Origin of the sequence: Klebsiella sp. JB_Kp031, assembly GCF_040064295.1 — a bacterium.
Lineage (GTDB): Bacteria > Pseudomonadota > Gammaproteobacteria > Enterobacterales > Enterobacteriaceae > Klebsiella > Klebsiella quasipneumoniae.
Map to the genome: position 1 here is coordinate 15,515 of NZ_JBEAJW010000033.1, position 20,629 is coordinate 36,143.

Here is a 20,629-nt window from a genome sequence, read left to right on the forward strand (position 1 = left end):
CAATGTTCAGCGTATTACTTCACCTCAAGCACCCAGTGCACATAGCTCTGCCACTGGCATTCCTGTTCGATCAGCTCAGCCCCAAGCGGGTGATTATCCAGCCAGTTTTCCGGCAGCGTCAGGGACAGTTTTTCATCATCGGCCACAAGATTGATGGCGGGCAGCAAATCGTCACGCCGCCGGCTGGCAAAGAGGATCGCCAGTCGCAGCAGGCGACAAAGATGTTCGGCAACTCGCGGCGGGACGGCATTCTGCTGATGAAGCGATGAGAGGTCGATGGCGTTAGTCTGGTTAAGCAGCAGCGTCGCAATCAGCTTCTTCTGCGCCGGGGTAAAGCCGGGCAGGTCGAGATTATTGACCAGATAGGCCGCGTGCTGCGGCGCGCGCTTAAAATCCACGCTCAGGCCAATTTCATGCAATGCACAGGCGCTGAGGAGCAAGTCGCGGCTTAGCGGATCCAGCTCCCAGCTGCCGTCCAGCTGGCTGAGCAGGTGGCTGGCGAGACCAGCGACGCGCTGGGCCTGTTCGGTGTCGATCATAAAACGACGCTGAATATTACGCAGAGTGCGGCTGCGGATGTCCTGTTCAACGGAGAGATGCAGCATGCCGTACACCAGACCTTCACGTAACGCGCCGCCCGCGAGGGTCATACACTGAATATTCAGTTCGCTGAAGATAGCGATAAGGATCGCCAGCCCGCTTGGAAACACCAGCGCTCGCTCAAGGGTTAAGCCTTCGATCTCCAGCTCTTCCAGGCGTCCGCACTGAATGGCGCGCTGTTTAAGCTGCTGGAGTTTGGTCAGGGTGATCCGCTCATCCATCCCCTGCGCCATCATAATTTCCTGCAGAGCCTGAACGGTGCCGGAGGCGCCAACGCACACTTTCCATCCGTGATAGCGCAGCACATCGGCGACGGGCAGCAGCACCTCACGCGCGGCCGCCTCGGCAAGATCGAAATTTTCTTTCGTCAGGCTGCGATCGGCGAAATAGCGTTCAAGCCAGGTCACACAGCCCATCGACAGGCTAAATAGCGAGGTCGTTTGCGCGCCGGTTCCGGTCACCAGTTCGGTGCTGGCGCCGCCGATATCGACCACCAGACGCTGATCGGCGCCGCCGGTGGTGTGGGCGACCCCCTGATAAATCAGACGCGCTTCTTCTTCGCCACTAATGACCTGTACCGGACTGCCGAGGATCTCCTGCGCTTTCGCCAGAAATTCGCCGGCATTGACGGCAAGACGCAGCGTGGCGGTGGCCACGACGCGGATTTGCGCCGGCGGAATATCCTGCAGGCGTTCGGCAAACAGGCGTAAGCACTGCCAGCCGCGCTCCATCGCTTCTGCGGAGAGCGTGTTGTCGCTATTCAGGCCGGCGGCAAGACGGACTTTGCGCTTAATGCGGCTCAGCGTCTGGATACTGCCAGCCACCTCGCGCACCACCAACATATGAAAACTGTTGGAGCCCAAATCAATGGCGGCATACAGCGAGGTGGAGCTCATGCTCTTCATCGTTCAGAAGGCTCCCTGGTCGACGGGGCGCTTGTGCCCAATCCGTGTAACTGAGCGGGTTGCCGGGGAAGCGCGCCCTGGCACATTCTGAATGATTGAGCGTATAGCATAGATTTCTTAACCTGAACGACGACGATTGCGCGGTGGACCGTTGCGGCGCGGGCCGTTGCCTGGGCGAGCACGGGTCAGGCGCAGCGGCTTCGGCAGATCGGTCATCAGCGCGTCCGGGTTGTACTTGCTGACCGGAATTGAGTGACCAATATAGGTTTCGATAGCCGGCAGGTTCAGCGCATACTCTTCGCAGGCGAGGCTGATGGAGTGACCGCTTGCGCCAGCGCGACCGGTACGGCCAATGCGGTGAACGTAATCTTCGCAATCGTCTGGTAGATCGTAGTTAAAGACGTGGGTCACGGCCGGAATGTGCAAGCCACGAGCGGCAACGTCAGTCGCGACCAGGATATCGAGGTCGCCGCGGGTAAATTCTTCGAGAATACGCAGACGTTTTTTCTGCGCCACGTCGCCGGTCAGCAGACCTACGCGATGGCCGTCGGCGGCGAGATGGCCCCAGATATCTTCACAACGATGCTTGGTATTGGCGAAGACGATGGCGCGATCGGGCCACTCTTCTTCCAGCAGCGTCTGCAGCAGGCGCATTTTTTCTTCGTTGGACGGGTAGAAGAGCTCTTCTTTAATACGGTGGCCCGTTTTCTGTTCCGGCTCGACTTCAACGTACTCGGCGTTGTTCATTTGTTCGAACGCCAGTTCGCGTACGCGATAGGAAAGGGTCGCGGAGAACAGCATGTTCAGACGCTGAGTGGCCGGCGGCATGCGGCGGAATAGCCAGCGGATATCTTTAATAAAGCCGAGATCGTACATGCGATCGGCTTCGTCCAGCACGACGACCTGAATGGCGCCGAGGTTAATGTGGTTTTGCTTCGCGTAATCGATCAGACGACCGGTGGTGCCGATCAGAATATCGACGCCGCTTTCCAGCACTTTCAGCTGCTTATCGTAGCCGTCGCCGCCGTAAGCCAGACCCAGCTTCAGACCGGTGGCCTGCGCCAGCGGTTCAGCGTCCGCGTGGATCTGTACCGCCAGTTCACGCGTCGGCGCCATAATCAGCGCGCGCGGCTGGTTTACCTGGCGATCGGCGATAGCCGGGTGAGAGAGAAGATAATGAAACGTCGACGTCAGGAACGCCATCGTTTTACCGGTACCGGTTTGCGCCTGCCCGGCGACATCGCGGCCTTCCAGCGTCAGCGGAAGGGCGAGGGCCTGAATAGGTGTGCAATTATGAAACCCTTTCTTTTCAAGGGCTTCAATGACTGCCGGGTGCAGGGCGAAGTCGGAAAACTTCTGTTCTGTTAAATGTGTTTTGCTCATAGTGTGGTAGAATATCAGCTAACTATTGCATTAAGAAAGCGTATCCGGTGAAATAACGTCAACCTTTCGTTGGCGGTGTGCGAAATTATTCAAGGTACGTCTACGGTAACTGAACGAATCCAGGATAGCTTAGACCACTAAGCGAGTCGGGAGCGATAAATCTGCAGCATGCAGTTCGCGTTCGGGCAACCCTGGCGTCAAAAGGTGGGTCCATGATGGATCGCGCCAGTTGGCAGACCAGAGAATTGAGGTATCCTGAAGAATAGCGTGCATAACGTAGCTGCAGCGCGTCGTTGATGGCTACGACACCAACACACCAGGCTTATTCCTGTGGAGTTAAATATGAGCGATAAAATTATTCACCTGACTGACGACAGTTTTGACACGGACGTACTCAAGGCTGACGGGCTGACCCTCGTCGATTTCTGGGCAGAGTGGTGTGGTCCGTGCAAAATGATCGCCCCGATTCTGGATGAGATCGCTGAAGAGTATCAGGGCAAACTGACCGTAGCTAAGCTGAACATCGACCAGAACCCGGGTACCGCGCCGAAGTACGGCATTCGCGGCATCCCAACCCTGCTGCTGTTCAAAAACGGCGAAGTGGCGGCCACCAAAGTTGGCGCCCTGTCCAAGGGTCAGCTGAAAGAGTTCCTCGACGCCAACCTGGCGTAAGCGAATTGCTGTTCCGGCGTCCAGATTCCTATTTTTTGCGGAACTCTGGACGCCCGGCTGGAGTCGTGCTAAGTTAATCCACAGACTTCGTTTTAAACATACCTTGTTTGAATCTTGTTTTACCCGAAGCATCCCGCAAAAAAATGCGCGTGAAGCTATTAATTCCGGGCTTTTCACTCATTCCGTCTAGTCGTTTCAGTTCTGCGTTCTTTCCTGTGACCAGGCAACGTACAGACACGAGATGAAGGCCGTTAACAGGCATGGAAGTTCCTGCCATACCATTCACAACATTAAGTTCGAGATTTACCCCGAGTTTAAGAACCCACACCACTATGAATCTTACCGAATTAAAGAATACGCCGGTTTCTGAGCTGATTACTCTCGGCGAAAATATGGGGCTGGAAAATCTGGCTCGTATGCGTAAGCAGGATATTATTTTTGCCATCCTCAAGCAGCATTCGAAGAGTGGCGAAGATATCTTTGGCGACGGCGTACTGGAGATACTGCAGGATGGATTTGGATTCCTCCGCTCCGCAGACAGCTCCTACCTCGCCGGCCCTGACGACATCTACGTATCCCCCAGCCAAATCCGCCGTTTCAACCTCCGCACTGGTGACACCATTTCCGGTAAGATTCGTCCTCCGAAAGAGGGTGAGCGTTACTTTGCGCTGCTGAAAGTTAACGAAGTTAACTACGACAAGCCGGAAAACGCCCGTAACAAGATCCTGTTCGAGAACTTAACGCCGCTGCACGCGAATTCTCGTCTGCGTATGGAGCGTGGTAACGGTTCTACCGAAGACTTAACCGCTCGCGTACTGGATCTGGCTTCCCCGATTGGCCGCGGCCAGCGTGGTCTGATCGTCGCGCCGCCGAAAGCCGGTAAAACCATGCTGCTGCAGAACATCGCGCAGAGCATCGCTTACAACCATCCGGACTGCGTGCTGATGGTGCTGCTGATCGACGAACGTCCGGAAGAAGTGACCGAGATGCAGCGTCTGGTGAAAGGTGAAGTCGTTGCTTCCACCTTCGACGAACCGGCATCCCGTCACGTTCAGGTTGCTGAGATGGTTATCGAGAAAGCGAAACGTCTGGTTGAACACAAGAAAGACGTTATCATCCTGCTCGACTCCATTACCCGTCTGGCGCGTGCCTACAACACTGTGGTCCCGGCTTCCGGTAAAGTGCTGACCGGTGGTGTGGACGCTAACGCCCTGCACCGTCCGAAGCGTTTCTTCGGCGCGGCGCGTAACGTTGAAGAGGGCGGTAGCCTGACCATCATCGCCACGGCGCTGATCGACACTGGCTCCAAAATGGATGAAGTTATCTACGAAGAGTTTAAAGGCACCGGTAACATGGAGCTGCACCTCTCTCGTAAGATTGCTGAAAAACGCGTCTTCCCGGCTATCGATTACAACCGTTCCGGTACGCGTAAAGAAGAGCTGCTCACCACTCAGGAAGAGCTGCAGAAAATGTGGATCCTGCGCAAAATTATCCATCCGATGGGTGAGATCGACGCGATGGAATTCCTCATTAATAAACTGGCAATGACTAAGACGAATGATGACTTCTTCGATATGATGAAGCGCTCGTAAGGTAAAAAAAGCCAAAAACGCCACGCCTTTGCGTGGCGTTTTCATTTTGGGATTTGTATGATCCAGAGACAGAGAAAGCGGGACGAAAGTTGTCGTATAATGGCGCCGGACAGCAGGCGGAGACAGCTTTAACAGACTAAAATCTATACAATAAATTTGTAATGTTCTGCTTTTCCCCTTCTGGAGTTGGGGCATCATCGCTATACTTCCCGGATTAACTATGCTGAGAGCACATGCGTTGTGAATTTACTCACTGCTATTACTGAATTAATCAGTATTTTCTTATTCACGACCCTCTTTATTTTTGTCGCGCGGAAAGTGGCAAAAAAGATTGGGCTAGTGGATAAACCAAACTATCGCAAACGGCATCAGGGGTTGATTCCGTTGGTCGGTGGTATCTCAGTTTATGCAGGCATCTGTTTTACCTTCGCTATCGCCGATTATTATATTCCTCACGCCTCGCTGTATCTGGCCTGTGCGGGGGTATTGGTGCTGGTTGGTGCGCTGGACGATCGCTTCGACATCAGCGTGAAAATTCGCGCGGTCATTCAGGCCGCGATCGCCGTGATTATGATGATGGCAGGGAATCTGCATCTGAGTAGTCTGGGCTTTATTTTTGGCTCGTGGGAGCTGGTGCTGGGGCCCTTCGGCTTCTTCCTTACTCTGTTTGCCGTCTGGGCCGCCATCAATGCGTTTAATATGGTCGATGGGATTGACGGTCTGCTCGGCGGCCTGTCATCGGTCTCCTTTGCGGCGACCGGGATCATCCTTTGGTTTGATGGCCAGTACAGCCTGGCGATGTGGTGTTTTGCGATGATCGCCGCCATTCTGCCCTATATTCTTCTTAATCTTGGCGCCCTCGGCCGCCGCTATAAAGTTTTTATGGGTGACGCCGGCAGCACCATGATTGGCTTCACCATCATCTGGATCCTGCTGGAAACCACCCAAGGTAAAACGCATCCCATCAGCCCGGTCACTGCGCTGTGGATTATCGCTATCCCGCTGATGGACATGGTGGCGATTATGTATCGCCGCCTGCGCAAAGGCATGAGTCCTTTCTCACCGGACCGTCAGCATATTCATCATTTGATCATGCGCGCCGGGTTTACTTCCCGCCAGGCGTTCGTCCTGATTACCCTGGCCGCTGCCCTGCTGGCGCTGGTTGGCGTCGCGGCGGAATATACCCGCATTGTGCCGGAATGGGTGATGTTAATTCTCTTTTTGGTGGCCTTCTTCCTTTATGGCTACTGTATTAAGCGCGCCTGGAAAGTGGCGCGTCTGGTTAAGCGCATCAGACGCAGAATTCGGCGACACAGCGGCAATAATCCGAAACTAACCAAGTAAAGCTGGGGATGTGATGACTCAACCATTACCGGGAGCACAAGCAGTGAACGTTGAGAACGAGCTGGATATTCGCGGGCTGTTTCGCGCTTTATGGGCAGGAAAAGGCTGGATAGTCGGCGGCGCTGTTCTCTTCGCCGCTATCGTGTTGGTGTACACCTTCTTTGCTCGCCAGGAGTGGAGCGCCACGGCGATCACCGATCGGCCTACTGTCAACATGTTGGGGGGGTACTATTCCCAGCAGCAGTTCTTACGCAATCTGGATATCAAAGCCGACCTGGCCTCGGTGGATCAGCCTTCCGCCATGGATGAAGCGTATAAAGAGTTCATCATGCAGCTGGCCTCCTGGGACACCCGGCGTGATTTCTGGCTGCAAACGGACTACTACAAGCAGCGCCAGTCGGGTAATGCTCGCGCCGATGCGGCGATGCTGGATGATTTGATTAACAATATCCAGTTTATGCCCGGCGATGCGGCCAAGAGCGTCAATGACAGCGTCAAACTGACTGCCGAGACCGGGCAGGATGCCAATAATTTGCTGCGCCAGTATGTGGCTTTCGCCAGCCAGCGGGCGGCCGGCCATCTTAACGACGAACTCAAAGGCGCCTGGGCGGCGCGGACGGTGCAAATGAAGGCGCAGGTGAAGCGCCAGGAGGAGGTGGCCGAGGCTATTTTCAACCGCCGGACCCACAGCGTGGAGCAAGCGCTGAAGGTCGCTCAGCAGCATAACATCTCACGCAGCGAAACGGATGTTCCTGCCGATCAGTTGCCGGATTCAGAGCTATTTTTATTGGGCAGGCCGATGCTGCAGGCCAGACTGGAAAACCTGCAGGCCGTCGGACCGGAATATGACCTCGATTACGACCAGAATCGCGCCATGCTGAGCACGTTGAACGTCGGTCCAACGTTGGACCCGCGTTTTCAGACTTACCGGTATTTGCGAACGCCGGAAGAACCTGTAAAACGCGATAGCCCGCGCCGTGTATTTCTGATGGTGATGTGGGGGATTGTGGGTGCGCTCATCGGCGCAGGCGTGGCGTTATCGCGTCGTCGTGTCCTGTGATTGCGGCCTGTGGTGAAGGGCAGATGACCTTCATCGCCTAATCGAAGAGAATCGATGTGAAAGTACTAACTGTATTTGGCACGAGGCCGGAAGCCATCAAGATGGCTCCTCTGGTCCATGCGCTGGCAAAGGATCCTCATTTTGAGGCGAAAGTATGCGTGACCGCGCAGCATCGGGAGATGCTCGATCAGGTGTTGAAACTATTCTCCATCACCCCGGACTACGATCTCAACATCATGAAGCCGGGGCAGGGGCTCACCGAGATCACCTGCCGTATTCTTGAGGGGCTGAAGCCGGTCCTGGAGTCGTTTAAACCCGACGTGGTGCTGGTGCATGGCGATACCACCACCACGATGGCGGCGAGCCTGGCGGCGTTTTACCAGCGCATACCGGTGGGCCATGTAGAGGCGGGGCTGCGGACCGGCGATTTAAGTTCGCCGTGGCCGGAAGAGGGCAACCGTACGTTGACCGGGCATCTGGCGACGTACCACTTCGCCCCTACGGAAACCTCGCGGCAGAATCTCCTGCGGGAGAACATTGCCGACAGTCGCATCACGGTGACCGGTAATACCGTCATCGATGCTCTGTTCTGGGTGCGCGATCGGGTTCTGGGCGATGAAGCGCTACGGGAGACCTTGCTGCAGCGCTACCCTTTCATTAGCCACGGTAAAAAAATGATTCTGGTTACCGGCCATCGGCGGGAAAGCTTCGGCCGCGGTTTTGAGCAGATCTGCCAGGCGCTGGCGGAGATAGCCCATACTCACCCTGAGGTGCAGATTGTCTATCCGGTTCACCTGAATCCTAATGTCAGCGAACCGGTGAACCGTATTCTCGGCCATATCGACAACGTGATGTTGATTGAACCGCAGGACTACCTGCCGTTCGTCTGGTTGATGGATCGGGCCTGGCTCATCCTGACCGATTCCGGTGGCATTCAGGAAGAGGCGCCTTCCCTGGGGAAACCGGTGCTGGTCATGCGCGATATGACCGAACGTCCGGAAGCGGTGGCCGCCGGCACCGTGAGTCTGGTGGGCACTGACAGCCAGCGCATCGTCGCGGAAGTGACGCGTCTGCTGGAGGATGATGCCGCATACCAGGCGATGAGCCGCGCGCATAATCCTTATGGCGATGGCGAAGCATGTCGTCGAATTTTGTCTGCACTTAAAAATAATCAGGTAACGCTATGAGTTTTTCTACCATTTCAGTGATTGGCCTTGGCTATATCGGGCTGCCAACCGCTGCCGCGTTCGCCTCCCGGCAGAAGCGGGTGGTCGGCGTTGATGTCAATCAACATGCCGTGGAGACCATTAACCGTGGAGAGATTCATATCGTGGAGCCGGATCTGGCGAGCGTGGTGAAGACCGCGGTCGAGCAGGGGTATTTAAGCGCCACCACCACCCCGGTGGCAGCGGATGCCTACCTGATTGCCGTGCCGACGCCGTTTAAAGATCGCCACGAGCCGGATATGGTGTTTGTCGAGTCGGCGGCAAAATCCATTGCGCCAACGTTAAAGAAAGGTTCGCTGGTGATCCTCGAGTCCACCTCGCCGGTCGGGTCGACCGAACAGATGGCTGAGTGGCTGGCGGAGATGCGCCCGGATCTTAGCTTCCCCCAGCAGGTGGGTGAAGCGGCGGACGTGAATATCGCCTACTGCCCGGAGCGGGTATTGCCCGGTCAGGTGATGGTCGAGCTGATTAAAAACGACCGCGTTATCGGCGGCATGTCGCCAGTCTGCTCCGCTCGCGCCAGCGAGCTGTATAAAATCTTCCTTGAAGGCGAATGTGTGGTGACCAACTCGCGCACCGCTGAGATGTGCAAGCTGACGGAAAACAGCTTCCGCGACGTCAACATCGCTTTTGCCAACGAGCTGTCGCTGATTTGCGCTGACCAGGGCATTAACGTCTGGGAGCTGATCCGCCTGGCGAACCGTCATCCTCGGGTGAATATCCTGCAGCCGGGTCCAGGCGTCGGCGGCCACTGTATCGCCGTCGACCCGTGGTTTATCGTGGCGCAGAACCCGCAGCAGGCGCGTCTGATCCGCACGGCCCGTGAGGTTAACGACCACAAGCCGGAATGGGTTATCGAACAGGTGAAAGCGCAGGTAGCGGACTGCCTGAATACCACCAACAAACGGGCCAGCGAACTGACCATTGCCTGTTTTGGCCTCGCCTTTAAGCCGAATATTGACGACCTGCGCGAAAGCCCGGCAATGGAAATTGCCGCGCAGATTGCCCGCTGGCACAGCGGCACGACGCAGGTGGTTGAGCCCAACATTCACGCGCTGCCGAAGAAGCTCGACGGTCTGTGTACGCTGGCGACCCTCGATGCGGCGCTGGCCAGCGCCGATGTGCTGGTGATGCTGGTCGATCACCATGAATTTAAAGCCGTTAGCGGCGATAGCGTCACCCAGGCGTATATCATCGACACCAAAGGAGTGTGGCGGTGAGAACCATTCTGGTCACCGGCGGCGCGGGCTTCATTGGTTCGGCGGTAGTGCGGGAGATTATCCAGCACACCGCCGATCGCGTGGTGGTGGTGGATAAACTGACCTACGCCGGCAATTTAATGTCGCTGGCGCCGGTGGCGCAGGATGCGCGTTTCGCCTTTGAACAGGTGGATATTTGCGACCGCGGCGAGCTTGATCGTATTTTCGTTCAGTATCAACCGGATACAGTGATGCACCTGGCGGCGGAAAGCCATGTCGATCGTTCGATTGACGGCCCGGCGGCGTTTATTGAAACCAATATCGTGGGCACCTATACGCTGCTGGAGGCGGCCCGTAGCTGGTGGAATACGCTGGCTACGACGCAAAAATCGGCGTTTCGCTTCCATCACATCTCCACCGATGAAGTGTATGGCGATCTGCACGGCAGCGATGATTTCTTTACCGAGACCACGCCCTATGCGCCAAGCAGTCCCTATTCGGCCTCGAAAGCCAGCAGCGACCACCTGGTGCGCGCCTGGCTGCGAACCTATGGCCTGCCGACGCTTATCACCAACTGTTCGAACAACTACGGCCCGTATCACTTCCCCGAGAAGCTGATCCCGCTGACGATCCTCAACGCGCTGGCGGGCAAGCCGCTGCCGGTGTATGGCAATGGACAGCAGATCCGCGACTGGCTGTACGTGGAAGATCACGCCAGGGCGCTATATCTGGTGGCGACCCGCGGCGAACCGGGCGAGACTTACAATATCGGCGGTCATAACGAACGTAAAAACATCGAGGTGGTGGAAACCATTTGCGAATTGCTCGAAGCGCTGGCGCCGAATAAGCCGCAGGGCGTGGCGCACTATCGCGACCTGATCGCCTTTGTTGCCGACCGCCCGGGCCACGATCTGCGCTATGCCATTGATGCCTCGAAGATTGCCCGTGAGCTGGGCTGGACGCCGGCTGAGACCTTCACTTCCGGCATGCGTAAGACCGTGGCGTGGTATCTGGCGAACGAGACATGGTGGCGCCAGGTTCAGGACGGTAGCTATCAGGGCGAGCGTCTTGGGCTGCAAGGCTAATCATCTCTGGGGGGGAATGATGAAAGGTATTATTCTGGCGGGGGGGTCCGGAACGCGACTGCATCCTATCACCCGCGGCGTGTCGAAGCAGCTGTTGCCGATCTACGATAAGCCGATGATCTACTACCCGCTGTCGGTATTAATGCTGGCCGGGATCCGTGAGACCCTGATCATCACCACGCCGGACGATCTGCGCGATTTCCAGCGCCTGCTCGGCGATGGTTCAGAGTTTGGCATTGCGCTGCACTATGCCGTACAGCCGTCGCCGGATGGTTTAGCCCAGGCGTTTATCATCGGCGAAGCCTTTCTTAACGGTGAACCGGCGTGCCTGGTGTTAGGCGACAACATCTTCTTCGGCCAGAGCTTCAGCCCCAAGCTGCGCAGCGTGGCTGCCCGCACGGAAGGGGCGACGATTTTTGGCTATCAGGTGATGGATCCTGAACGCTTTGGCGTGGTGGAGTTTGATGACAACTTCCGCGCGCTGTCGCTGGAAGAGAAGCCGAAGCAGCCGAAGTCGAACTGGGCGGTCACCGGTCTCTATTTCTACGATGGCAAGGTGGCGGAGTACGCCAAACGGGTCAAGCCATCCGAGCGCGGCGAACTGGAAATCACCTCCATCAATCAGATGTACCTTGAAGATGGCGCATTAACCGTCGAACTGCTTGGACGTGGCTTTGCGTGGCTGGATACCGGCACCCACGATAGCTTGATCGAGGCCAGCATGTTTGTGCAGACCGTCGAGAAGCGTCAGGGCTTTAAAATCGCCTGTCTGGAAGAGATCGGCTGGCGCAACGGCTGGCTGGACGACGACGGCGTCAAACGCGCGGCGAAGCGGCTGGAAAAAACCGGCTACGGCCAATATCTGCTGGATCTGCTCCGTGCCCGTCCGCGCCAGTATTGATCCCCTGGAGTGGGAGAACCGCTTCTTTGCCGTTAACAGCGCCGTCGTTCACTTTGACGAGCGTGCGCCGCTGCTGACGCCTGAGGCGCTGGCGGGGTGGTCGCGGGTGCAGGCAAAGGTAGCCGCCAGCGACACCGTCCGGCTCGACGCGCTGCAGCAGCTGGGTTTTCAGCTGGTGGAAGGCGAGGTCGATCTGGCGCTACCGGTGGGCAACCCTGCGGATGCGGGCGCCGACGTCGCCGTGGAGGCGGATATTGCGCCACTGCGCGAGCTGGCGGCGCAGGCCTTTGCCCTGAGCCGCTTTCGTGCGCCCTGGTACGCTGCCGATGCCAGCGGCCGCTTCTATGCCCAGTGGATTGAAAATGCGGTGCGCGGCACCTTCGATCATCAGTGCCTGATTTACCGCCATCCTGAGGGCGATATTCGCGCCTTTGTCTCCCTGCGCCAGCTCAATGCCAGCGAGGCGCGTATCGGCCTGCTGGCCGGACGCGGCGCCGGGGCGCAGCTGATGCAGGCGGCGCGGTACTGGGCCGCTTCGCGCGGACTTTCTACACTGCGGGTGGCGACCCAGATGGGCAACACCGCCGCGCTTAAACGTTATATTCTCAGCGGTGCTAATGTGGAAAGCACCGCCTACTGGCTATACAGGTGACCTCATGATCCCATTTAACGCGCCGCCGGTGGTTGGAACCGAGCTTGATTACATGCAGTCTGCGATGAACAGCGGCAAGCTGTGCGGCGACGGCGGCTTTACGCGCCGCTGCCAGCAGTGGATGGAGCAGCGTTTTGGCACGGCAAAAGCCCTGCTAACCCCTTCCTGCACGGCTTCGCTGGAGATGGCCGCGCTGCTGCTGGATATCCAGCCGGGCGACGAAGTGATTATGCCCAGCTATACCTTTGTCTCCACCGCCAATGCTTTTGTGCTGCGCGGGGCGAAAATCGTCTTCGTCGATATCCGTCGCGATACCATGAATATCGATGAAACGTTAATCGAAGCCGCTATCACCGATAAAACCCGGGCGATCGTCCCGGTGCATTATGCCGGCGTAGCTTGCGAGATGGATATCATCATGGCCATCGCCGACAAGTACAACCTGTTCGTGGTGGAAGATGCCGCGCAGGGGGTGATGTCCACCTACAAGGGGCGTGCGCTGGGCACCATCGGCCATATCGGCTGCTTCAGCTTCCATGAAACCAAAAACTACACCGCTGGCGGTGAGGGCGGGGCGACGCTCATCAACGATCGCACGCTGGTGGAGCGCGCGGAGATCATTCGCGAAAAAGGCACCAACCGCAGCCAGTTCTTTCGTGGCCTGGTGGATAAATATACCTGGCGGGACATTGGCTCCAGCTATCTGATGTCCGACCTGCAGGCCGCCTACCTGTGGGCGCAGCTGGAAGCGGCAGAACGCATCAACCAACAGCGCCTGGCGCTGTGGCAGAACTACTATGACGCCCTGCTGCCGCTGGCCCGCGCGGGACGTATCGAACTGCCGACGATCCCGGCCGACTGCGGGCAAAACGCGCACATGTTCTACATTAAGCTGCGCGATATCGAGGATCGCAGCAGGCTGATCGCCTGGCTGAAAGAGGCGGAGATCCTCGCGGTATTCCATTACATTCCTCTGCACAGCTGTCCGGCAGGCGAACACTTCGGCGAATTCCACGGTGAAGACCGCTATACCACCCAGGAGAGCGAGCGCCTGGTACGCCTGCCGCTGTTTTACAATCTGTCTGTGGTGAACCAGCGGACGGTGATTAACTCGCTGCTGAGCTACTTCTCCTGATATGTCGTTAGCAAAAGCTTCATTGTGGACGGCGGCATCGACGCTGGTCAAAATCGGCGCCGGGCTGTTGGTCGTCAAGCTGCTGGCCGTCTCGTTTGGGCCCGCGGGCGTTGGCCAGGCCGGTAACTTCCGGCAACTGGTCACCGTACTCGGCGTGCTGGCCGGGGCCGGGATATTTAATGGAGTCACGAAGCTGGTGGCGCAGCATCACGACGATCCCCCGCGCCTGAAGCAGGTGGTGGGCACCTCGTCGGCGATGGTGCTTGGCTTTTCCACACTGCTGGCGCTGGTGTTTTTACTGGCCGCGGCGCCGATAAGCCAGGGGTTGTTCGGCCATACTCATTATCAGAATCTGGTACGGCTGGTGGCGCTGGTACAGATGGGGATCGCCTGGGCAAACTTCCTGCTGGCGCTGATGAAAGGCTTTCGCGATGCGGCGGGTAACGCCTTCTCGCTGATTGCCGGGAGCCTGATCGGCGTGGCGGCTTACTATGCTTGCTACGTGTTGGGCGGCTATCAGGGCGCGCTGCTGGGGCTGGCGTTAGTTCCGGCGCTGGTGGTGGTTCCGGCGGGTATTATGCTCTGGCGGCGGGGTAATATCCCGCTGAGCGCCCTGCGTCCGCGCTGGGATAACGGTCTGGCGGGACAGCTATCGAAATTTACCCTGATGGCGCTGATAACCTCAGTGACCCTGCCGGTGGCTTATGTGATGATGCGTAATCTGCTGGCGGCGCATTATGGCTGGGAGGCGGTCGGTATCTGGCAGGGGGTGAGCAGCATCTCTGATGCCTATCTGCAGTTTATTACCGCCTCGTTCAGCGTCTATCTCCTGCCGACGCTGTCGCGGCTGAGCGCCAAAACGGATATCACCCGCGAGATAGTCAAGTCGCTGAAATTCGTCCTGCCGGCAGTGGCGGCGGCGAGCCTGACGGTCTGGCTGCTGCGCGATTTTGCCATCTGGCTGCTGTTTTCCGATCGCTTTACCGCGATGCGTGACCTGTTCGCCTGGCAGCTGGTGGGCGACGTTTTAAAAGTAGGCGCCTACGTCTATGGCTATCTGGTGATCGCCAAAGCGTCGCTGCGTTTTTATATTCTGACGGAAATCAGCCAGTTCACACTGCTGACCGCATTCTCACACTGGCTTATACCGGCGCACGGCGCGGTTGGCGCGGCGCAGGCGTATATGGCCACTTATATTGTTTATTTCGCCCTTTGTAGTGGCGTGTTTTTACTCTGGCGTAAACGGGCATGACAGCACTGATACATGTACTGGGATCAGATATCCCGCATCATAACCAGACCGTACTGCGGTTCTTTAACGACGAACTGGCCGCCGATCCGCAGGCCAGGAGATTTATGATCGTCGGTGATGAGGCCAGCGTGCGTGATGGGTATCCGGCGCTGGACATCACCTGTTATCCGGGGAAGAAGTCGCTGGCGCAGGCGGTGATTGCGCAAGCCAAAGCCAACCGCCAGCAGCGCTTTTTCTTCCACGGCCAGTTCAATACCGGCCTGTGGCTGGCGCTGTTGGGCGGTGGTATCCGCCCGTCGCAGTTTAACTGGCATATCTGGGGGGCGGATCTGTACGAAAACGCCACCAGCCTGAAGTTCCGCCTGTTCTATCCGCTGCGCCGCCTGGCGCAGGGGCGGGTAGGGCGCGTTTTCGCCACCCGCGGCGATCTGAGCTGGTTCGCAAACCGTCATCCGCGCGTCCCGGGCGAACTGCTCTATTTCCCGACCCGTATGGATCCGGCGCTGAATACCCTGGCCGAAAACGCGCCGCGCGGCGACACGCTGACCATTCTGGTGGGTAACTCCGGGGATCGCAGCAATGAACATATTGCCGCGCTGAAGGCTATTCATCAGCAGTTTGGCGATACGGTAAACGTCATCGTGCCGATGGGCTATCCGGCGAATAACGAGGCCTATATCAATGAGGTTCGTGAGGCGGGGGCGGCGCTGTTTAGCGGTGAGCATCTGCAGATCCTCAGCGAGAAACTGGAGTTTCATGATTATCTGGCGCTGCTGCGCCGCTGCGATCTGGGCTATTTCCTGTTCGCGCGTCAGCAGGGGATCGGCACCCTGTGCCTGCTGATTCAGGCGGGCATTCCCTGCGTGCTCAACCGCGAAAACCCGTTCTGGCAGGATATGACCGAGCAGCATGTGCCGGTGCTGTTCACCAGCGATGCGCTGGACGTCAGCGTGGTGCGCGAAGCGCAGCGCCAACTGGCGAGCGTGGATAAGTCGGGTATCGCTTTCTTCCGGCCGAACTATCTGACGGGCTGGCAGCGGGCGCTACGGTTAGCGGCGGAGGGGCAGGCATGACGTTAATGCAATTTAGCGGGCTGCTGGTAGTCTGGCTGCTGTCGACGCTGTTTATCGCTACCGCCACCTGGTTTGAGTTCCGCCGGGTACGCTTCAACTTCAACGTCTTTTTCTCGTTGCTGTTTCTGCTGACTTTCTTCTTCGGTTTCCCGCTGACCAGTATTCTGGTGTTCCGCTTTGACGTCAGCGTGGCGCCGCCGGAGATTTTGCTGCAGACGCTGCTGATCGCGGTGTGCTTCTACGCGATTTACTACGTGACCTATAAAACGCGGCTGCGTCCGGCATCGCGTGAGGTTGCGCGTCGGCCGCTGTTTACCATGAACCGGGTAGAAACCCATCTGGCGTGGGGCATTTTGATGGGGCTGGCGCTGCTGTGCGTTGGCATCTTCTTCGCCCACAACGGTTTCCTGCTGTTTAAGCTCAACTCCTACAGCCAGATTTTCTCTGCTGAAGTCTCCGGCGTGGCGTTGAAGCGCTTCTTCTACTTCTTTATTCCGGCGATGCTGGTGGTCTATTTCTTGCGCCAGGATTATAAGGCGTGGATCTTCTTCCTCGTCAGCACGGTGGCCTTTGGTTTGCTGACCTACGCCATCGTCGGCGGGACGCGCGCCAATATCATCATCGCCTTCGCCATCTTCCTGTTTATCGGCATTATTCGCGGTTGGATCAGCCTGTGGATGCTGGCGGCGGCGGGCGTGCTGGGCATCGTCGGCATGTTCTGGCTGGCGCTGAAGCGCTACGGGATGAACGTCAGCGGCGACGAAGCGTTTTATACCTTCCTCTATCTCACACGCGATACCTTCTCGCCGTGGGAGAACCTGGCGCTGCTGCTGCAAAACTACGACAAGATCGATTTTCAGGGTCTGGCGCCGATGATCCGCGATTTCTACGTCTTTATCCCCAGCTGGATGTGGCACGGTCGCCCGACGATGGTGCTCAATACCGCCAACTACTTTACCTGGGAAGTATTAAACAACCATTCGGGGCTGGCGATTTCGCCTACGCTGATTGGCTCGCTGGTGGTGATGGGCGGCGTCTGGTTTGTGCCGCTGGGCGCCGTGGCGGTCGGGTTGATTATTAAATGGTTCGACTGGCTGTATGAGCTGGGCAACCGGGAGAGCAATCGCTATAAAGCGGCTATCCTGCACAGTTTCTGTTTCGGCGCTATCTTCAACATGATAGTGCTGGCGCGCGAGGGCCTGGATTCGTTCGGCTCCCGCGTGGTGTTTTTCCTCGTGATCTTTGGTATCTGCTTGCTGGCGGCGAAACTGCTGTACTGGTTCCTGGATAGCGTGGGACTGATTCATAAGCGCGTAAAACCGCTTTCGCAACCGCAAGTCTGAGAAGGATGGACATGACTGGGACCATTTCCGCGCCGTTGTACCTGTTAAGAGGGCTGCAGCTCATAGGCTGGCGCGATATGCAGCACGCTCTGGATTATTTGTATGCCGACGGCGTTCTCCGCGAGGGGACGCTGGTGGCGATTAATGCCGAGAAAATGCTGGCCGTAGAGGATAACCCCGAGGTGCGGGCGCTGATTGAGGCGGCGGAGTTTAAATATGCGGATGGCATCAGCGTGGTGCGTTCGCTGCGTAAAAAATATCCGCAAGCCCAGGTGTCCCGCGTGGCAGGGGCCGATCTCTGGGAAGCGTTAATGCAGCGCGCCGGCGCTGAAGGCACACCGGTGTTTTTGGTCGGCGGTAAACCTGAAGTCCTGGCGCAGACGGCGTCCAGCCTGCGCCAGCGCTGGCAGGTGAATATCGTCGGCACCCAGGACGGCTATTTTGCTCCTGAACAGCGCCAGGCATTATTCGAACGCATTCGCGACAGCGGGGCGAAAATCGTCACCGTCGCCATGGGGTCCCCGCGTCAGGAGATCTTTATGCGCGACTGTCGGCGTCTGTACCCGCACGCGCTGTATATGGGCGTCGGCGGCACTTACGATGTTTTCACCGGGCACGTGCATCGGGCGCCGAAGTTCTGGCAGGATCTGGGGCTGGAATGGTTCTATCGTCTGCTTTTACAGCCGAGCCGCATCAAGAGACAGTTCCGCCTACTGCGCTATTTACGTTGGCATTATTCCGGTAAGCTCTGATATTCCACTGCAACCAGGCGAGTTTGCATACATATTCTGTGTAATCTCTTCACTCGCCTGATACTTTATTTGCCATTTCCGCAAAATTAATTAACCATTCGCAGGCTTTATACGCGCGGGGGAGACCTGCGCGTCGGCAAGGCTATGAGTTCAGTTAATAACAATAACCGGGAGTACCCGGAATACGGCAAACACAAGAGGATATATGACTGAGAAAAAAGCGGAGCTCCAGCGTGGACTGGAGGCCCGGCATATTGAACTGATCGCCCTTGGTGGGACGATTGGCGTGGGGTTGTTTATGGGGGCGGCCAGTACGCTGAAGTGGGCTGGACCTTCCGTGCTGCTGGCGTACATTATCGCTGGCCTGTTCGTCTTTTTCATTATGCGCTCAATGGGCGAAATGCTGTTCCTTGAGCCCGTCACCGGCTCTTTCGCGGTGTATGCGCATCGCTATATGAGCCCCTTCTTCGGCTACCTGACCGCGTGGTCGTACTGGTTTATGTGGATGGCGGTGGGCATCTCGGAGATTACCGCCATCGGCGTCTATGTGCAGTTCTGGTTCCCGGAGATGGCGCAGTGGATCCCGGCATTAATTGCCGTGGGGCTGGTGGCGCTGGCAAACCTCGCGGCGGTCCGGCTGTACGGTGAAATCGAGTTCTGGTTCGCCATGATTAAAGTGACCACCATTATTGTGATGATCGTCGTGGGCCTGGGCGTCATTTTCTTCGGCTTTGGCAACGGCGGCCACTCCATCGGTTTTGGCAACCTGACCGAACATGGCGGTTTCTTTGCCGGCGGCTGGAAGGGCTTCCTGACGGCGCTGTGTATCGTGGTCGCGTCATATCAGGGCGTGGAGCTCATCGGCATTACCGCAGGTGAAGCGAAAAATCCGCAGGTCACGTTACGCAGCGCGGTGGGCAAAGTGCTGTGGCGGATCCTGATTTTCTACGTCGGCGCGATTTTCGTTATCGTCACCATTTTCCCATGGGATCAAATCGGCTCCAACGGCAGCCCGTTCGTACTGACGTTTGCCAAAATCGGTATTACCGCCGCGGCGGGGATTATCAACTTCGTGGTGCTGACGGCGGCGCTTTCCGGCTGCAACAGCGGGATGTACAGCTGCGGACGTATGCTGTACGCCCTGGCGAAGAACCGTCAGCTGCCGGCGGCGATCGGTAAGGTATCGCGCAACGGCGTTCCTGCCGTCGGCGTAGCGCTGTCGATTCTGATCCTGCTGGTAGGCTCCTGCCTGAATTACATCATTCCTAATCCCCAGCGGGTATTTGTCTATGTCTATAGCGCCAGCGTCCTGCCGGGGATGGTGCCGTGGTTTGTGATCCTGATTAGTCAGCTGCGTTTCCGTCGCGTACATCAGGCAGCGATAGCCAGCCATCCGTTCCGTTCGCTGCTGTTTCCGTGGGCCAACTATTTCACCATGGCTTTCCTGATCTGCGTGCTGGTCGGGATGGGGCTGAATGATGAAACCCGGATGTCGCTCTTTGTCGGTATTATTTTCCTTGCTGCCGTTACCCTGATTTATAAGGTGTTTGGCCTCGGAAGACAGGGACAAATCAATAATCCGGCTGAATAAGCGTCAAAACGAACAAAGCATGAGCAAACGATAATTTTCTTTAAAAAGGCACTAGACAGCGGGGGAGGAAGTCCGTATTATCCGACCCCGCAACGGCGCTAAGCGCCCGTAGCTCAGCTGGATAGAGCGCTGCCCTCCGGAGGCAGAGGTCTCAGGTTCGAATCCTGTCGGGCGCACCATTAACCCGGTGCTGGAGCTGCGGTGGTTTTAATACCGCGTAAAAGGTTTGCAGTGGTGGCTATAGCTCAGTTGGTAGAGCCCTGGATTGTGATTCCAGTTGTCGTGGGTTCGAATCCCATTAGCCACCCCATTATTTGATAGAGTTGTGAATTTGCGAAGGTGGCGGAATTGGTAGACGCGCTAGCTTCAGGTGTTAGTGTTCTTACGGACGTGGGGGTTCAAGTCCCCCCCCTCGCACCACGACTTTAACGAATTGAACTAAAAATTCAAAAAGCAGTATTTCGGCGAGTAGCGCAGCTTGGTAGCGCAACTGGTTTGGGACCAGTGGGTCGGAGGTTCGAATCCTCTCTCGCCGACCAATTTTGAACCCCGCTTCGGCGGGGTTTTTTGTTTTCTGTTACTTCCTGCCATGACTTATTCCCCTGATCTTGCTGATAAAAAATCTTCTCTTTGCTTAAGAATACGCGTCAGGAAAACTCTCAATTCATCACTGTGGTAGATGCAATTTCCCCGGATCCTGTGCGATAATAACCGGGTAGATGCTCATTCCATCTCTTATGTTCGCCTTCGTGCCTCATAAACTCCGGAATGATGCAGAGCCGTTCTTACGGTGCTTATCGTCCACTGACAGATGTCGCATTTATGCCTCATCAAACACCATGGACATTACGTTGAGTGAAGCAC

General features: G+C 57.0%; 17 protein-coding genes and 4 tRNA genes. 19 read left to right on the forward strand and 2 right to left on the reverse strand.

Features of this window, described 5'->3' with window-relative positions; translation table 11 throughout:
* Window positions 1–14: 14 nt before the first annotated feature.
* Both gppA and rhlB read right to left on the reverse strand, forming a co-directional pair.
* Complete coding sequence (gene gppA / locus ABLV64_RS15520; RefSeq protein WP_023319439.1) at window positions 15–1,505, reverse strand: guanosine-5'-triphosphate,3'-diphosphate diphosphatase; 1,491 nt, start codon at window positions 1,503–1,505, stop codon at window positions 15–17.
* Between the two features lie 117 nt (window positions 1,506–1,622).
* Window positions 1,623–2,888 carry an ATP-dependent RNA helicase RhlB gene (gene rhlB / locus ABLV64_RS15525; RefSeq protein WP_002883222.1) on the reverse strand — a complete coding sequence of 422 codons (1,266 nt, stop codon included), beginning with the start codon at window positions 2,886–2,888 and terminating at the stop codon, window positions 1,623–1,625.
* A 342-nt stretch (window positions 2,889–3,230) separates the two neighbouring features.
* Between rhlB and trxA the strand changes: the two genes are divergently transcribed.
* The 19 genes from trxA to ABLV64_RS15620 all read left to right on the forward strand — a co-directional run bounded on the left by trxA (window position 3,231) and on the right by ABLV64_RS15620 (window position 20,304).
* Complete coding sequence (trxA, locus tag ABLV64_RS15530) at window positions 3,231–3,560, forward strand: thioredoxin TrxA (RefSeq protein WP_002883224.1); 330 nt, start codon at window positions 3,231–3,233, stop codon at window positions 3,558–3,560.
* 332 nt (window positions 3,561–3,892) lie between these two features.
* Window positions 3,893–5,152, forward strand: a complete 1,260-nt coding sequence (gene rho / locus ABLV64_RS15535) for a transcription termination factor Rho (RefSeq protein WP_002883293.1) — start codon at window positions 3,893–3,895, stop codon at window positions 5,150–5,152.
* 240 nt (window positions 5,153–5,392) lie between these two features.
* Complete coding sequence (wecA, locus tag ABLV64_RS15540; RefSeq protein ID WP_004886849.1) at window positions 5,393–6,496, forward strand: UDP-N-acetylglucosamine--undecaprenyl-phosphate N-acetylglucosaminephosphotransferase; 1,104 nt, start codon at window positions 5,393–5,395, stop codon at window positions 6,494–6,496.
* Window positions 6,497–6,509: 13 nt separating this feature from the next.
* On the forward strand, window positions 6,510–7,556 hold the full coding sequence (wzzE, locus tag ABLV64_RS15545; protein WP_004886846.1) for an ECA polysaccharide chain length modulation protein: 1,047 nt from the start codon (window positions 6,510–6,512) through the stop codon (window positions 7,554–7,556).
* Window positions 7,557–7,612: 56 nt separating this feature from the next.
* Window positions 7,613–8,743: a UDP-N-acetylglucosamine 2-epimerase (non-hydrolyzing) gene (wecB, locus tag ABLV64_RS15550; RefSeq protein ID WP_004886844.1), complete on the forward strand. Its 1,131-nt coding sequence runs from the start codon at window positions 7,613–7,615 to the stop codon at window positions 8,741–8,743.
* Window positions 8,740–10,002 (forward strand): UDP-N-acetyl-D-mannosamine dehydrogenase, encoded by a 1,263-nt coding sequence (gene wecC / locus ABLV64_RS15555; protein WP_048293967.1) that lies wholly within the window; start codon window positions 8,740–8,742, stop codon window positions 10,000–10,002. Before wecB ends, wecC begins: the two co-directional genes overlap by 4 nt.
* Window positions 9,999–11,066 (forward strand): dTDP-glucose 4,6-dehydratase, encoded by a 1,068-nt coding sequence (rffG, locus tag ABLV64_RS15560; RefSeq protein ID WP_049114905.1) that lies wholly within the window; start codon window positions 9,999–10,001, stop codon window positions 11,064–11,066. The genes wecC and rffG overlap by 4 nt, the downstream gene beginning before the upstream one ends.
* A gap of 19 nt (window positions 11,067–11,085) precedes the next feature.
* Window positions 11,086–11,967 carry a glucose-1-phosphate thymidylyltransferase RfbA gene (gene rfbA / locus ABLV64_RS15565; protein WP_348843314.1) on the forward strand — a complete coding sequence of 294 codons (882 nt, stop codon included), beginning with the start codon at window positions 11,086–11,088 and terminating at the stop codon, window positions 11,965–11,967.
* Window positions 11,945–12,619 carry a dTDP-4-amino-4,6-dideoxy-D-galactose acyltransferase gene (rffC, locus tag ABLV64_RS15570; RefSeq protein ID WP_017899406.1) on the forward strand — a complete coding sequence of 225 codons (675 nt, stop codon included), beginning with the start codon at window positions 11,945–11,947 and terminating at the stop codon, window positions 12,617–12,619. Before rfbA ends, rffC begins: the two co-directional genes overlap by 23 nt.
* A 4-nt stretch (window positions 12,620–12,623) precedes the next feature.
* Window positions 12,624–13,754, forward strand: a complete 1,131-nt coding sequence (gene rffA, locus ABLV64_RS15575; RefSeq protein ID WP_004886831.1) for a dTDP-4-amino-4,6-dideoxygalactose transaminase — start codon at window positions 12,624–12,626, stop codon at window positions 13,752–13,754.
* Between the two features lies 1 nt (window position 13,755).
* Complete coding sequence (gene wzxE, locus ABLV64_RS15580; protein WP_004886828.1) at window positions 13,756–15,006, forward strand: lipid III flippase WzxE; 1,251 nt, start codon at window positions 13,756–13,758, stop codon at window positions 15,004–15,006.
* Window positions 15,003–16,079, forward strand: coding sequence for a TDP-N-acetylfucosamine:lipid II N-acetylfucosaminyltransferase (locus tag ABLV64_RS15585; RefSeq protein WP_023319444.1), 1,077 nt, complete (start codon window positions 15,003–15,005; stop codon window positions 16,077–16,079). Before wzxE ends, ABLV64_RS15585 begins: the two co-directional genes overlap by 4 nt.
* Window positions 16,076–17,422 carry an ECA oligosaccharide polymerase gene (wzyE, locus tag ABLV64_RS15590; RefSeq protein ID WP_017899404.1) on the forward strand — a complete coding sequence of 449 codons (1,347 nt, stop codon included), beginning with the start codon at window positions 16,076–16,078 and terminating at the stop codon, window positions 17,420–17,422. Before ABLV64_RS15585 ends, wzyE begins: the two co-directional genes overlap by 4 nt.
* A gap of 11 nt (window positions 17,423–17,433) precedes the next feature.
* Window positions 17,434–18,174, forward strand: coding sequence for a lipopolysaccharide N-acetylmannosaminouronosyltransferase (gene wecG / locus ABLV64_RS15595; protein ID WP_004886818.1), 741 nt, complete (start codon window positions 17,434–17,436; stop codon window positions 18,172–18,174).
* Window positions 18,175–18,379: 205 nt separating this feature from the next.
* Window positions 18,380–19,765 (forward strand): amino acid permease, encoded by a 1,386-nt coding sequence (locus ABLV64_RS15600; protein WP_004886813.1) that lies wholly within the window; start codon window positions 18,380–18,382, stop codon window positions 19,763–19,765.
* Between the two features lie 102 nt (window positions 19,766–19,867).
* Window positions 19,868–19,944 (forward strand) — tRNA-Arg (locus tag ABLV64_RS15605).
* A gap of 55 nt (window positions 19,945–19,999) precedes the next feature.
* Window positions 20,000–20,075 (forward strand) — tRNA-His (locus ABLV64_RS15610).
* Between the two features lie 23 nt (window positions 20,076–20,098).
* Window positions 20,099–20,185: transfer RNA gene (locus tag ABLV64_RS15615), tRNA-Leu, on the forward strand.
* Window positions 20,186–20,227: 42 nt separating this feature from the next.
* Window positions 20,228–20,304: transfer RNA gene (locus ABLV64_RS15620), tRNA-Pro, on the forward strand.
* Window positions 20,305–20,629: the final 325 nt, after the last annotated feature.